The organism is Mangrovitalea sediminis (assembly GCF_002514725.1).
Taxonomy (GTDB): Bacteria; Pseudomonadota; Gammaproteobacteria; order Pseudomonadales; family Oleiphilaceae; genus Mangrovitalea; species Mangrovitalea sediminis.
The window spans coordinates 772,089-786,465 of sequence record NZ_NTLB01000001.1 but is presented as its reverse complement, the minus strand read 5'-3'; the positions used below and the strand labels follow the sequence as shown (position 1 = coordinate 786,465).

Annotated in this window: 14 protein-coding genes; 7 read left to right on the top strand and 7 right to left on the bottom strand. The window is 59.8% G+C overall.

Going from position 1 to position 14,377, the window contains the following annotated elements:
• The first annotated feature begins 83 nt into the window (after positions 1-83).
• Entirely contained in the window at positions 84-770 is a 687-nt protein-coding gene (locus CLR77_RS03735) for an ankyrin repeat domain-containing protein (RefSeq protein ID WP_097459224.1), read from the top strand.
• Between the two features lie 14 nt (positions 771-784).
• On the opposite strand, the gene CLR77_RS03730 is transcribed toward CLR77_RS03735, so the two are convergent.
• Positions 785-1,885, bottom strand: a complete 1,101-nt coding sequence (locus CLR77_RS03730; RefSeq protein ID WP_097459223.1) for an enoyl-CoA hydratase/isomerase family protein — start codon at positions 1,883-1,885, stop codon at positions 785-787.
• Positions 1,886-2,265: 380 nt separating this feature from the next.
• On the opposite strand from CLR77_RS03730, the gene CLR77_RS03725 reads away from it, so the two are divergent.
• Positions 2,266-3,144, top strand: coding sequence for an AraC family transcriptional regulator (locus CLR77_RS03725; protein WP_097459222.1), 879 nt, complete (start codon positions 2,266-2,268; stop codon positions 3,142-3,144).
• Positions 3,145-3,147: 3 nt separating this feature from the next.
• Here CLR77_RS03725 and hemH read toward each other — a convergent pair whose 3' ends face one another.
• Complete coding sequence (hemH, locus tag CLR77_RS03720) at positions 3,148-4,191, bottom strand: ferrochelatase (protein ID WP_097459221.1); 1,044 nt, start codon at positions 4,189-4,191, stop codon at positions 3,148-3,150.
• 307 nt (positions 4,192-4,498) lie between these two features.
• Between hemH and CLR77_RS03715 the strand changes: the two genes are divergently transcribed.
• Entirely contained in the window at positions 4,499-4,831 is a 333-nt protein-coding gene (locus tag CLR77_RS03715; RefSeq protein WP_227519786.1) for a c-type cytochrome, read from the top strand.
• 46 nt (positions 4,832-4,877) lie between these two features.
• Here CLR77_RS03715 and ppnN read toward each other — a convergent pair whose 3' ends face one another.
• A complete protein-coding gene (ppnN, locus tag CLR77_RS03710; protein WP_097459220.1) occupies positions 4,878-6,257 on the bottom strand; it encodes a nucleotide 5'-monophosphate nucleosidase PpnN in 1,380 nt (459 codons plus the stop codon).
• Between the two features lie 172 nt (positions 6,258-6,429).
• Here ppnN and thiI point away from each other — a divergent pair, with 172 nt between their 5' ends.
• Positions 6,430-7,887, top strand: coding sequence for a tRNA uracil 4-sulfurtransferase ThiI (gene thiI, locus CLR77_RS03705; protein ID WP_097459219.1), 1,458 nt, complete (start codon positions 6,430-6,432; stop codon positions 7,885-7,887).
• Positions 7,888-7,901: 14 nt separating this feature from the next.
• Here thiI and CLR77_RS03700 read toward each other — a convergent pair whose 3' ends face one another.
• Positions 7,902-8,105, bottom strand: coding sequence for a PA3496 family putative envelope integrity protein (locus CLR77_RS03700; RefSeq protein ID WP_097459218.1), 204 nt, complete (start codon positions 8,103-8,105; stop codon positions 7,902-7,904).
• Between the two features lie 159 nt (positions 8,106-8,264).
• The gene (locus CLR77_RS03695) at positions 8,265-9,122 is read right to left on the bottom strand and encodes an SIS domain-containing protein (protein WP_227519785.1); all 858 of its coding nucleotides are present in this window, start codon (positions 9,120-9,122) and stop codon (positions 8,265-8,267) included.
• Between the two features lie 155 nt (positions 9,123-9,277).
• Here CLR77_RS03695 and uvrD point away from each other — a divergent pair, with 155 nt between their 5' ends.
• The gene (gene uvrD, locus CLR77_RS03690; protein WP_097459217.1) at positions 9,278-11,434 is read left to right on the top strand and encodes a DNA helicase II; all 2,157 of its coding nucleotides are present in this window, start codon (positions 9,278-9,280) and stop codon (positions 11,432-11,434) included.
• A gap of 4 nt (positions 11,435-11,438) precedes the next feature.
• Here uvrD and CLR77_RS03685 read toward each other — a convergent pair whose 3' ends face one another.
• Positions 11,439-11,852, bottom strand: coding sequence for an acyl-CoA thioesterase (locus CLR77_RS03685; protein WP_097459216.1), 414 nt, complete (start codon positions 11,850-11,852; stop codon positions 11,439-11,441).
• Between the two features lie 475 nt (positions 11,853-12,327).
• Here CLR77_RS03685 and phoU point away from each other — a divergent pair, with 475 nt between their 5' ends.
• Positions 12,328-13,047 (top strand): phosphate signaling complex protein PhoU, encoded by a 720-nt coding sequence (gene phoU / locus CLR77_RS03680; RefSeq protein WP_097459673.1) that lies wholly within the window; start codon positions 12,328-12,330, stop codon positions 13,045-13,047.
• 92 nt (positions 13,048-13,139) lie between these two features.
• Positions 13,140-13,991, top strand: a complete 852-nt coding sequence (locus CLR77_RS03675) for a DUF2059 domain-containing protein (protein ID WP_097459215.1) — start codon at positions 13,140-13,142, stop codon at positions 13,989-13,991.
• 6 nt (positions 13,992-13,997) lie between these two features.
• On the opposite strand, the gene CLR77_RS03670 is transcribed toward CLR77_RS03675, so the two are convergent.
• Entirely contained in the window at positions 13,998-14,366 is a 369-nt protein-coding gene (locus CLR77_RS03670) for a histidine triad nucleotide-binding protein (protein ID WP_097459214.1), read from the bottom strand.
• Between the last annotated feature and the right edge of the window lie 11 nt (positions 14,367-14,377).

Genomic DNA, 14,377 nt, shown 5'->3' with positions numbered 1-14,377 from the left:
AACGGTGAAGTGTGACCGGTTCGGTTTACGCTGTCCCCGGCGCTGGCGGAAAATGCAGTGACTTGGGAGCGAGAACCATAATAATGAGACGTCTAATCAATGCGGGCCTGGTAGCGGGTTTACTGGGGATGTCGCAGCTGTCCGGCTGCGCGTCTTCAGGAGGCGCGTCCAACCAGGCTGTCGAACAGGTAAGCACGCCGACGCCGCTGATGCTGGCAAGCGTCAAGGGGGACCTGGAAAAGGTTCAAACACTGATTGCCGACGGTAGTCCGGTCAATGCGGTCAGTCCGGAGGGAACGGCGCTGAGTCTGGCGGTTGCCAAGGCTCATCACGGCGTCGCCATGGCCCTGTTGCGTGTCGGTGCCCGTCCCGATATCGGCCCCCCAGGACAGCCCAGTGCACTGATGTTGGCGGCCAGTAATGGCGATCACAAGCTGGTGCATGTGCTGCTCGCTGCCGGGGCGGCGGTCAATCGTACCGACAGCAATGGGGACAACGCTGTAGCCTACGCCGCACGTGCCGGTAACCTGGCGGTGGTTCGGGAGCTGCTGAACGACGGCGGCAATGTCAACGTGACCCGGCAGGGTGAATCGCTGCTGATGCAGGTGGTGCAGAACAACGATCTGCTGATGGCTCAGGTCCTGATCGCAGCGGGGGCTGACGTTAATTACGTTGCGCCTGATGGCCGGACTGCTCTGGCGATCGCCCGTGATCATCATAACCGTGACCTGGAAATGCTGCTGGTGCAAGCGGGCGCTCAGTCCTCCTGAGGCCCTCGGCCGCCTTACAGGTGATCCAGTGGATGGGCGTTCCGCCAAGGGGATTCGAAGTGGGACGCTATCCACTCATCCGGTACTTCCCACGGATTGGGGTAGGACCAACTGGGTGATCCTCTGTCCGGATTAAGGCGGGACCAGATGCCGTTGACGGCTTCTTCGCGTTGCAGGCAGTTGACGGTCAGGTTTACTTCCATGCGCAAGCCCGCAGCCAGCGAAAGTGATGCCCCCCGTTGCAACTGTTCATGAATCAGCCGGCTGCTGACAGGACTGGCCCGCCGCAGATTACGTTGAACTTCCGCATACCATGGGCCGTCGTCGGAGCGGGCCTGCAAAGCCGAGATCACGTCGTTGACCCGTGGTGCCCGGCAGTCCTCGATGATGGCGGCCTCATGGTTTGCCATGGGCGAGTTTTCGGCGGTCGCCGATTCCCGGGGAAATTGCTTGAGCAGTCGGTGCAGCCGGTTGTCGTTGGCTGCCATCGTCGTATCCCAGCGGGTTTGCCGCAGTGACTCGAGCAGCGGTTCCAGACTGTCCCCATCCACTAAATTGTCGAGCAGGCCCAGGCGGCAGGCATCCCCGGCCCGTATGCCGACTCCGGTCAGAGCCAGGAAAAGGCCAATATTGCCGGGTAGGCGGTTGAGATACCAGGTCGCCCCGGCCGCGGGACAATAGCCACTGAGGACCTCCGTCTGAGAGAGGCATAGGGACGGTGTGCCCAAACGATAGCGGCAGGCGGACAGCAGACCGAGACCGGCACCATCGGCGGCACCCGAGGCCCAGGCCAAAACCGGTTTGGGATAGGTGTGCAACTGGTGGAACAGTAACGCCAGTTGGATGAAAGTGCTCTCGATGTAGGGCGGCAACGCATTCCGACCGGGGAGCAGGGTTTCGTGCAGGGCGCGCAGGTCGACACCGGTGCAAAAGGTGTTTTCGTCCCCGTGCAGGACGACCAGGGCCAGGGCGGCATCGTCTTTCCATCGCCGGAGCGCTGCGAGACTGTCGTCGATGCCTTTCAGCGACAGGTGGCCACTAAACGGCGGCGAAGATAGCGTCAGAACGCCAATACGGCCTTCGGCGCAGGAAATTTCTCGGGCCACGATTGACATGATGAGTCTGCACGCATTGAAACGCGGTTGACGGGAGTGGGGCTTCCCTTCAAATGCTACGGAAACCGCTTTGGCTTTGGCAAGACAAAAAATGGTGGGAAGGTGGCAGGAGAAAACAAAAGTCGCTGCTAACCAAGCTGTTCGTTTTCCCCAGGGCTTTACACTATTTGCCTCTTGTTCTTATTTTGCCTGCCATTTCTTGTTTTTGTTATGGCGGTCGGCTTATAGCGTCTTCGTTAGCAGCGACGACGTCATTCAAACATACCAAGCACTTGCTCTGGATTGATTAAATTGTCGTATTGATGGATATTATTGTTCTCCCGTTGCTTGATAACACGTCTGTCATAAAGCGTAGTTCCTTGTTTATATAGAAGGTTTTTATGTCGAAACCCTCTCGGTGGCCGCTGGGTCCCGATGGTATCCGATTCATTGTCCCGGACTATATTGTCGAGACATTGCGTCAACACCCCTTGTGTCGGGACCTCTATCCTACGAGTTTCGGCTATTATCCCAAGGCGGGCGGCCACGAGATGCAGCGTGACCTGCATGACGACCACCTGCTGATCTACTGTCTCGGGGGGGTGGCGGATCTCCAGGTGGAAGGTCGTCCTCATCGTATCGGACGGGGGGATCTGGTGCTGTTACCCCGGGATTGCGTGCACCGTTACCAGGCGGATGCCGCCGATCCCTGGAGTATCTTCTGGGTGCACTTCGAGGGTTCCCTGAGCGACGATTTCATCGAGAATTTCGGCTACAGTTTCGAGCAGCCTTCGCTGCCGCTGGGCGTCCAGCCCCGGGTGGTGGAGGATTTCGAAACCCTGCTGGCGGTTCGTCAGTCCGGTTTCAGCCAGAAAGTCTACATCCATGTGGCTAATCACCTGCGGCGCCTGCTGACGTATATCGCCGTGCAGATTGCCAAGGCACGTCACGGCCACCAGCCCCTCAATCTCGATGAAATCCATGGGCAGATGCTGCATCACCTGCACGGCCACCTGGATTTGAACCAACTGGCGGCTCACGTCAACCTGTCGCGTTTTTACTTCGCCAAGCGCTACAAGGAAATGACCGGCAGCTCGCCGATCCAGCGCTTTATCCGCTTCAAAATGGAGCATGCGGCCTATCTGCTGGACACTACCCGCAAACCGGTCGCGGTGATTGCCCGCGAATTGGGTTATGAAGATGCCTATTACTTTTCCCGCCTGTTCAAGAAGATGATCGGACTTTCTCCCCGGGATTACCGGCGCCTGAAGGGCGTTTGACGCTCAGTCCCACCAGCCGCGTATCTGCTGCAGGATCAGTGCGTGCATCAGGCGGGCGTGAACCTCGCTGTCGTTAAGGGCGGGGATGTACTGCAAATCGAGGTTGCGATAAGCGGTAGTCAGTGACTGATACAGTTGGTTGACCGATTCCAGGGTTTCCATGCCGTCGGCGGCGAAACCCGGGCAGATCACGTCCAAGTGAGCGGCGCCCTCTCGAGCCAGGCGTTCGACGGTGGTGGCCGTGAGCGGGGTCAGGCTGGGGGCAGGGCCGTAGCCCGGTTGGTAGCTCAACATCCATTCGCCGACTGGGAGGTCCAGCGCGGTGGCGACCCGTTGCGCAGTTTCCTGGCAGGCAAGGGGGTAGGCGTCTCCTTTGTCGGCATAGGCCCGCGGAATGCCGAGAAAGGAGAACAGCAGCTTGCCGCGCCGGCCCCGGTGTTCCCAGTGGGCTCTTACCGATTGGGCCAGCGCTTCGATATAGAGGGGATGGCGGTGATAGTCGAGCACGAACCGCAGGTCCGGCAGGTTGCGGGTGCGCTGCAGGGCTCGGGCAACGGCATCCCAGGTGGCGCCGGTGGTGGTTGAGGAATACTGCGGATACAGCGGTAACACCACGATGCGCTGTATGCCGCGCTGGCCGAGGAGCTGCAGGGCGGCTTCCAGAGAGGGGCGGCCGAAGGTCATGGCAGGTAGGACCTGCACGTTGAGCTGGTGCAGGCTGCGACGCAGGTGTCGTTCCAGCTTCTGTGCCTGGCTACGGGTCATGCTGCGCATCGGTCCCTCCTCCAGATGCCAGCTGTTCCGATACGCCCGGGTGAGGGGGCCGCTTAGGCGTATGACCTGCAACTGGCGCCAGACCCAGCGCAGCCAGACCGGCAGTTCCACAACACGACGATCGCCCAATACGGCACGCAGATGCTTACGCACGGCGGATGCCGTGGTGGCATCGGGGCTGCCGAGGCCGGTAAGAATCACGCCCAGTTGGTTGCTGGCGTGCATGGCCCCTTGTTGTGATTTCCCGGAATCCTGGTTCAGGGAGGTCTTCATGGCAGATGGGACCCTGTTATCGTCGAATAAGGAACCCCCGAAAGTCGCCGCTGAAAGATGCTTGAATAGGATTCAGGGGTTCCTTACGTTATACGCAAAGGGAGGCCTGAGGTGCAAAGCTAAATTATCGAATGGCACGTGGCTTTCTGGGAATCGGGCCACTTGACTTCGCCACCAGCGGTTTCGGTCGCACGCTGTCCGTTGAGTCATCCCTGTGATATAAACAGGTCCGCTGGAACCGGTTCTTCGATGTCCTGAGTCGGTGACGGCCAAGGATTCTTCATTGTCGGAAACGGGAGCCAAAGCCGTGAGATTTAAAACAATAACCGCCGTTGCCCTGACCTCGGCCGTCGCCACCTTCTCGATGGGTGCATTGGCGAAGGGGGATATCGCTGCCGGGAAAGCCAAGGTTCAGGCCGTCTGTTCTGCGTGTCATGGATTGCAGGGAAAGGCATTGATCCCTTCCTATCCCAACCTGGCGGGCCAGAATGAGCAGTATCTCATCAAGGCGCTGGAAGCCTATCGTTCCAAGCAGCGTCAGGGTGGACAGGCCGTCATTATGCAGGCGCAGGCTTCTCAACTGAGCGATCAGGATATCGAGAACGTTGCTGCCTATTTCAGCAGCCTGAAAGCCCAGTAGTTTGCCGTGACGGTGCCGCCGGATTAAAGCGGCACCGTTTGCCGGTTCAGCTCTCGCGGGGGACAATCCGGTAGCTCGGGCGGTAGGTGCTGCCCGGCAGTTTCATCCGATGCTGCTGCACGAACGTCGTCAGCAGCGTTTCCAGCGGTTCCAGAATGTCGGCGTCGCCTGAGATTTCGAAGGGGCCTCGCTCTTCGACCTGCCGAATCCCATGCTCCTTCACGTTACCCGCCACTATGCCGCTGAAGGCGCGTCGCAGTGTCGATGCCAGCAGATGCACCGGCTGGTTGCGGTGCAGGGCCAGTGCCCGCATGCTGTCATGGGTGGGTTCGAAGGGTTGCTGGAAGACCGGATCGATCTTCAGTAACCAGTTGAAGTAGTAAGCGTCCTGGCAGCGGCGCCGGAACTCTCGTATGACCTCCATGCCGGCCTTCATCTCCCGTGCGACCTGTACCGGATCGTCGATGATGATGCGGTAACGGGATGCCGCCTCGTTGCCCAGGGTGCCGCGGACAAAGTCGTCGATCATCTGGAAGTAATCGGCATTCTCGGCTGAGCCGGTGAAGATGATCAGGAACGGCAACTCGCGATTTTCCGGGTGCATCAGCACGCCCAGCAGGTAAAGGATCTCTTCTGCCGTACCGGCGCCGCCCGGGAACACGATGATGCCGTGCCCCACCCTCAGGAAGCTCTCCAGGCGTTTTTCGATATCCGGCATGATCACCAGTTCGTTGACGATGGGGTTCGGGGCTTCGGCTGCGATGATGCCGGGCTCGGTGATGCCGATATAGCGACCGTTCTTCTCCCGCTGTTTGGCATGGGCGATGGTGGCGCCCTTCATCGGCCCTTTCATGGCGCCGGGGCCGCAGCCCGTGCAGACATTCAGGCCCCGCAGGCCCAATTGGTGGCCGACTTCCTTGCTGTAGTCATATTCCTCGCGGCTGATGGAGTGACCGCCCCAGCAGACCACGATGTTGGGTTGATGGCCCTGCAGGAAAAGTCCGGCATTACGCAGGATCTGAAAGATCAGGTTGGTGATGCCCGCGCTGGTCGAGGTGTCGTCCCCGATCGGGCCGGTCAGTATGGAATGGGTGTAGACGATATCGCGCAGCACGGAAAACAGGTTTTCACGCATCCCGCGGATCATCGCTCCGTCGACGAACGCGGCAGCGGGGGCGTTGATCAGTTCGACCTTGATGCCACGAGGTTGCTGCACCAGGCGTATATCGAAGTCGGCGTAGGTCTCCATGATCGCTTTGCAGTCATCGGTATGACTGCCGCTGTTCATCACGGCGAGGGCACACTGGCGGAAGAGGCGATAGAGGCCGCCTTCGCCATCGTCCTTGAGGCTGTTCACTTCCTGGCTGGAAAGAATCTCCAGGCTGCCCTCGGGAGAAACGCGAGCATTGATGGGCTGATAATCCATAATTTAACCACTGTGACAGGCATGGGAATTGTTATAGCGACCGCTTGAGCGATTGGTCGTGTCGCGATCGGAAATCGTGTGCGCCGCGGGGGCAGGGAAATGCAGCGCCTCGTCTAAACCAGTACAATAAGCGCCCCCTTAATGTTCAGTTTAGTGCTAACCGCAGGCCATCATGAAATTCCTGATCAAATTGTTCCCGGAAATCACCATCAAGAGCCGGTCGGTCAGAAAGCAGCAGACCCGTGTACTCTGCCAGAATATCCGCCGACTGCTCAATCGGATGGACGAAAACATCCGGGTAGTGTCCCTGTGGGATCGGGTCGAAGTCGGCAATGTCACCGACGGCCCCCTTCACGATCAGGTGGCTGAGGCGTTGCAGCGAATTCCCGGTATCGGGCAGATCCTGGAGGTCCATGATTACCCGTTGACGACTTTCGATGAGGTCCTGGAGCGCACACTGCCGGTTTACCGGGAGGTGCTGGCAGGAAAGACCTTTGCGGTCAGGGTAAAACGCGCCGGCAAGCATCCGTTCAGCTCGAAGGACCTGGAGGTCCATCTGGGCAGCGGCCTGATACAGCGAACGGAGGCCAGTGGGGTCAATCTATCCCAGCCGGACGTAACGGTGCGCATCGAAGTGCGTAATGATCGCTTCTATATCGTCGAAAAGCGTTATGCGGGCCTGGGCGGCTTCCCCATCGGCTCCGTGGATGCCGTGTTGTCTCTGATTTCCGGGGGTTACGATTCGACAGTGTCCACCTATATGGCCATGCGCCGTGGCCTGCGCAGCCATTTCCTGTTCTTTAACCTGGGCGGTACCGCCCATGAAGCTGGCGTCAAACAGGTCGCGCTTTACCTTTGGCAGCGCTATGGCGCTTCCCACCGCGTTCGCTTTGTGACTGTGCCCTTCGAAGGTGTTGTCGCCGAGCTCATGCGCCATGTCGATCATTCCCACATGGGTGTTATCCTGAAGCGGATGATGTTGCGCGCCGCGGAGCGGGTCTGCCAGAACCTCAAGGTTTCGGCCCTGGTCACCGGCGAGAGCGTGGCACAGGTTTCCAGTCAGACGCTGGCAAACCTGACGGTGATCGACAAGGCAACGGACATGCTGGTGATGCGGCCGTTGGGCTTGATGGACAAGCAGGAGATTATCCGCCTGTCAGTGGAGATCGGTACCGAGGAGTTCGCCCGCAACATGCCGGAATATTGCGGGGTGATTTCAGATCGGCCGACGGTCTGCGCCAAGCCGGAGCGGGTGGCCGAGGAAGAGGCGCGCTTTGATTTCAGCGTGTTGGATGAAGCGCTGGCGGCTCATCGGGTGATGTACGTCGATGAAGTGCTCGACGCCATGGAAACGCCGTGTGGCGAGGTCGGGCTGGTGCAGACGCCGCGGCTGGAAGATGTCGTGATCGACATCCGGCATCCGGGCGAAGAGGAACGTTCGCCGTTGGTTCTGACCAACAACGAGGTCCTGCGTATCCCGTTCTACGAGCTGAACGAGCGCTTCGTCGACCTGCCTGCGCAGCGGCGTTATCTGCTCTACTGCGACCAGGGCGCGATGAGTCGTCTGCATGCCGGCCACCTGAAGGCGGCCGGACATGGCAATGTGCTGGTTTTCTCGCCGAGCGCCTGATGCGTCACGGGGCGCTAATCGTCGGCCCAGTAGTCGTTGATCTGGCGTTCCAGTTCCTTGCGCTCGAAATGCTGTTCGATGGCGCGTCTTGCCGCGAGTCTGCGCTTGGCAGCGCTTTTGTCGCGGTTGCGTGCTTCATCTGAATGCAGGTCCATGAAGATGTCCAGCAGTTCGGCTTGCACGACTTGCACGTCTGGGGTGTTGTGATCGGAGTACACGGGTTAAACCCTCCCTGTGGGCATACACGCATTTTTTCCGCACGTTTGCGCCGAACCCGACGGCCCGGACCGGCGCAGCAAATGCCTCTTTCGAGGCGGTTCCAGGTGACGCCTTGCCGGAGCGTCACCTTCGAAAAACATAGCGTCCTCTTGTGAAACTTACATGACCGGCGGCAGCTTCAGCGGCTGCAGGCTGCCTTTCACCCGATCCAGGTGGTGATCGATATCCGGACGCTTCTGGAGATAGAGGCCGGTCGCGAGAATGTCGAGTACGACCAGGTGGGCCAGCCGCGAATTCATGGGTGTAAAGGTTTCGTTGTCCTGATTGATGGCGACCGGTAGGGAAATGTCTCCAAGATCGAACAGCGGTGTGCCGGGGGGGCAGAGCGTAATCAGGCAGGCTCCCTGTTCCTGCGCCAGGGTACCGCTCAACATCAGGTTGCGGGTGCGGCCGCTGTGGGAAATCGCGATCACACAATCGTCTGCGGCCAGCGTCATGGCCGACATATGTTGCATGTCGGGGTCCGAGTAAGCATTGGTCGCAAGGTTCAGACGGAAGAATTTCTGCTGTGCGTCAAGGGCGACGATGCCGGAGGCGCCAAAGCCCCAGAAGTCGACGCGCCGTGCCTGGGAGAGTTTCAGGATGGCATGCTGGACGGCTTTCCAGTCCAGGTTGTCGCGTACCTCGGCCAGACAATCCATGCTATTGTTGGCCAGTTTTCGGCCGAGCTGTTCGGCGCTGTCGGAGGCGTCGATAGCGAAGGGGATCTTCACCTCGCGGCGGACCAACTGTTGCGCCAGGGCCAGCTTGAAACCCTGGAAGCTGTCGCAGCCGATCGCCCGGCAGAAGCGCACGATAGTGGGCTCGCTGACGTGGGATTCCGTCGCGAGATCGACGATGCGCATGTGAATCACATCTTCGGGCTGCCGGAGTACATACTCCGCCACTTTCTGCTCCGACTTGCGCAGGTTGTCCCGGCTTTGCCGGAGGACCTGCAGTATCTGCGGTGTTTTCAAAGTTTTGTCGCATCTGAAGGTTCAAGTCACATGATAATCAAGGTCTCGGTGGCGGGCCAGTCGTGTCGGTGGCGGGCTGTTATAATGGACGGTCGCCTGACGTGGTACGGCCCCGGTGCGGGGGTCTGACAGATTTTGTAATGAAAGGTAGCTGAATGGACGTTTCCTCGATTCTCGACTCGCTCAACGAGGCACAGCGTGAGGCCGTCAGTGCGCCTCCTGATCCGCTGCTGGTCCTGGCCGGTGCGGGCAGTGGCAAGACCCGCGTACTGGTCCACCGGATCGCCTGGCTGATGCAGGTCGAGCAGATACCGCCGACCAGCATTATGGCCGTCACCTTTACCAACAAGGCGGCGCGGGAGATGCGCGGCCGCATCGAACAAATGCTGGGGATGTCCACCCGCGGCATGTGGTTCGGTACCTTTCATGGCCTGGCGCACCGCTTGCTGCGGGCCCATTGGCAGGACGCCGGGCTGCCGGAGAACTTCCAGGTCCTCGACAGCGACGACCAACTGCGCCTGATTAAACGCGTGCTGCGGGAGTTGCGCATCGATGAGAGCCGCTGGCAGCCGCGCCAGGTGCAGTGGTTCATCAATGGCCAGAAGGATGAGGGGCTGCGCTCGTCCCATATCGAAGACCATGGCGACCACTTCGTGGCGACGATGCTGAAGGTGTATCGTCAGTATGAAGAGCAATGCCGGCGTAGCGGTCTGGTGGATTTTGGCGAGCTGTTGTTGCGGTCCCACGAGCTCTGGCTCGAGCGGCCGGAGCTGAAGGCCCATTACCAGCGCCGTTTCCGGCACATGCTGGTCGACGAGTTCCAGGATACCAACAGCATTCAGTATGCCTGGCTGCGAGTGTTGGCAGGCGATCAGATACCGATGACGGTGGTGGGCGACGATGACCAGTCCATTTACGGCTGGCGGGGTGCCCGCATCGAGAATATCCAGCAGTTCCAGCAGGATTTTCCGGGCTCGCGCCTGGTGCGCCTGGAGCAGAACTACCGGTCGACCAAAACCATCCTCGATTCGGCCAACGCCCTGATTGCCCATAACCAGGGGCGTCTCGGCAAGCAGCTGTGGACCGACGGCGAAGCCGGCGACCCGATTGCGCTGTATGCGGCGTTCAATGAGCAGGATGAGGCGAACTATATCGCCGACAGCATTGCCGAATGGGTCAATCAGGGTAATCGTCGCGACGAGGTGGCGATACTCTACCGCTCCAATGCCCAGTCGCGAGTGCTTGAGGAATCGCTGTTGCGTCAGGCGATTCCCTATCGGGTCTACGGTGGGTTGCGATTTTATGATCGCCAGGAAATCCGCAATGCCCTGGGGTATCTGCGACTGGTGCATTATCGCCACGATGACGCCGCCTTCGAACGGGTGGTCAATGTGCCCGCGCGGGGGATCGGCGCCAAGACACTGGAAGACCTGCGTGCGGCCGCCCGTCACGATTCGCTGTCCCTATGGGATGCGGCGCAACGTCTGCTCGCTGCCGGCGCTCTCAAGGGGCGCGCCAGCAACAGTCTGCGAGGCTTCGTCGAGTTGATCGAACAGCTTGCCGACGGAGCCGCCGATCTCCCGCTCCAAACCCTGATGCAACGGGTTATTCGCGATAGCGGCCTGCGCGATTTTCACGCGAGCGAAAAAGGCGAGAAAGGACAGGCCCGGGTCGAGAACCTGGATGAGCTGGTCAACGCCATTGGTGAATATGAGGTCGAAGAGGGGGTGGACGCCCTGGCGGATTTCATCGCACAGGCAGCTTTGGATGCCGGTGAGGCGCAGGCCGAGGCCAATGAGGACAGTGTGCAGCTGATGACCCTGCACGCCGCCAAGGGCCTGGAGTTCCCCCTGGTTTTCCTGGCAGGCATGGAAGAGGGACTGTTTCCCCACAGCATGTCGCTGGAAGAGCCGGGGCGGATGGAAGAAGAGCGGCGTCTGGCCTATGTCGGCGTGACCCGCGCCATGCAGCGTCTGGTGCTGACCTATGCCGAATCGCGCAAACTCTACGGGCAGGAAAAATTTCACGCGCTGTCGCGGTTTGTCCGGGAGATGCCGGCGAACCTGATGCACGAGGTTCGCCTGCGCAATACGATCAGCCGTCCGGCTTTGGTGGCGCGGCCGAACCCCAGTCCCTGGGCCGATGAATCGCCGGCCGGGTTCCAGCTGGGGCAGCGCGTCCGCCACCCCAAATTTGGTGAAGGGGTGGTCCTGAGTTGTGAGGGCGCGGGACACCATGCCCGGGTGCAGATCAATTTCGAGGAAGGGGCCAAGTGGCTGGTCCTCGCCTACGCACCCTTGGAGGCGTTATAGAGCCTCAGGCCTTGGCGGTACTGTTCTGCTCAGGCACGGTGCGGATGCGGCCGTTTTCATCGATAGCGACAAAGACGAAGAGCGCTTCGGTCACCTTGCGCGGCCGGTGGGCGTTGCGATCGAGTGTCCAGACTTCGACTTTGATTTTCATCGAGCTGCGGCCAATATCGATCAGCTGCGTATAGCAGCTCACCTGGGAGCCGACGCGCAACGGTGACAGGAACTCCATACGATCGATCGCCACGGTGGCGGTTCGGCCATGGGATATCCGGCCAGCTGTCGTGGCGGCGGCCTGGTCCATCTGTTTGACCAGCCAGCCGGCATAGACATCGCCATTGGCATTGGTATCGGACGGCAGGGGCACCACCATCAGGGACAGTTCACCCTTAGGGGTGGGTTTGTCGTCATCGCTACGCATACTGAACTCCGCTAGTTTTCGAGCGCCGAAGGCCAGCCGCCTGAATGGCTTTGCCGCCGGGGTTCTGTTGCCACCAGGGCGTCGCTGGAAAATGCGAACGGTGACAGATGTTATCGATCCGGTATTGGACATTCCGGTTATGGACGTTCTGGTAAAGGAGAGTAGCACTGAATTGCCCTTTCGCCACGTCGTACAAAGGTCGGTTGGCCCCGAGGGGGCATGGCCGCGGCCCTTTGCAGAATTGTCATGAGCAGGAAATGCCTTTGCCACAGCCTTCGCCGTATTGTCGGCGGGTGCATGTCGCGCGGCTCACGACTACACTGGAAGGCTAGACAGCGCGGCGATCCCTGGCGTTCGCCGCGTCCTGGACCTTTTCGGCATATCCGGGGTCAATAATAACAGCGCATTTTGCGAATAAGGCGCCATCACCGCAATGGAGGCGGGCCGGCGCTATACCATCCAGGGAGACAAGGGCATGAAAATTACACAAGATACCTACCGACACCACATATCCCAGCAATTCAATGCGGAACTGGGCGGGTTGCGCAACCACTTGCTGGTGATGGGCGGATTGGTGGAACAGCAGGTTCAGAACGCTTTGAAAGCGCTGGTTGAGGGCGATTCTGCCTTGGCCGAGCAGGTTCGCCTGGGCGATAAGGAAGTGGATCGCCTTGAGCTGGCGATCGACGAGGAATCGACCAATGTGATTGCCCGTTGGCAACCGGCTGCGTCCGATCTGCGTCTCGTCATGTCGGTGGTCAAGATGGTTGCCGATCTCGAGCGTATCGGCGACGAGGCGAAGAAGATCGCCAAGATGGCGCTCCGTCTGCTGGATGAGGGGCAGGCACCGCGTGGCTATGTGGAAGTGCGCCAGATCGGCCATCATGTGACTGAAATGGTCCGTGATGCCCTCAATGCCTTTGCCCGCTTCGATCCGGAAGCCGCGCTCGTCATCATGAAGGAAGATGACTCTGTCGATGTTGAATATAAATCGGCAACCCGCGCCTTGGCGACGTCGATGATGGAAGACCCTCGTAATATCTCCCAGTGCCTGTCTGTCATGTGGGTGCTGCGGGCGTTGGAACGCATAGGCGATCACGCCTGCAATCTGGCAGAGCAGGTCATTTTCATGGTGGCAGGTAAGGATGTCCGTCATACGCCACTGGATGAAGCGGCCCGTATCGTCGAACGCTAAACGGGTTTCGGTTCCCGCGCATTGCTCCTGCGGTCTCTGGATGGCATAAGTCAGCCAAGGTTCTGGCAAAACGTATCTGGGGAGTAGGGGTGATGACATTCGGATGTGCGGCGTATGGCCGTCGCTGGCGCACAGGCTTCTACGGCAGTCTGATGTTGCTCATGCTGGCGTGGGGTCTGTCTCCGCCGGTTATGGCGGCTGACGGCGATTGGGGCCATCGCCTGGTGCAGGACGCCGCGATTCCACAGCGACTGGCGCCATTGCCGGGTTTTGTACAGCGACAGGTTTCGGCGCAACTGGCCGCTTTCCCCACCATCAGTCCGCAGATAGCGCAGCTATTGGGCGGCGCACTGGCCCAGGCATACGATCCGTCGATCCTGTCCACGAGAGTCAGTCGGCAGTTGGATCAATCCATGACCGACACGGCTTTGCGTCGTGTCGACCAGTGGTACCGGTCATCGCTCGGACGTAAGGTGGTGCGGCTGGAAGTGGCGGCCTCCAATGCGGCACTCAAGGGGGCTGTTCTGGATCAGGCAGGCGCCTTGGCGGAACGTTTCCGGGGTTCGGCCCGCGCCGAATTGTTTCAGCGCTACGATCATGCCCTAAAGGCGACGCAGCGCATCGTCGATACCTCTATTGATGCACAGACCGCGCTGGCAACGTTGGTGCCTGGGCAGGATAAGCGGCAACTGCACCAGCGGCTGACATCACAGCGTCCGGTTCTATTGGCGGAGGTACGCAGGCAGGTCTATGAAGGCTATTTGTATACCTACCGCGACCTGACGATTGCCGAGCTTCGTCGTTACATCGGTTTTTTGGAGTCGGCGGATACCCGGCGTTATACCGACATCGTTGCCAAGGTGGCACATGATGCGGTTGTGGCGCCGATTGACGGTATCGGCCGACAGTGGGAGCAGCTCAAGGGGTTGCAGGGGCTGCTGTAGATCCGTTCAGACCGGCGCTTTGGCGTGATCCGTGAACGGGGGCCAACCCATGATCCGCCCGGCTAGCAGATGCAGGTGGATGTGAAATACCGTCTGCCCGCCATCACGGTTGCAGTTCATGACGACACGGTAGCCGTCTTCAGCAAAGCCCATGTCTTGCGCCAGTTTTGCTGCCACCAGATGCAGGTGTCCAACCAGCTCGCGGTCGGCTTCGGTCATGTCGTTCAGGGTGGCAATCGGCTTGAGGGGGATGATCAGCAGGTGTACGGGTGCCTGCGGATTGATATCGCGAAAGGCCAGGCAGCGGTCGTCTTCATAAACGATGTCGGCAGGAATTTCCCGATTGATGATTTTGGTGAAGATAGTGTCGGCCATAATCGTTCCTT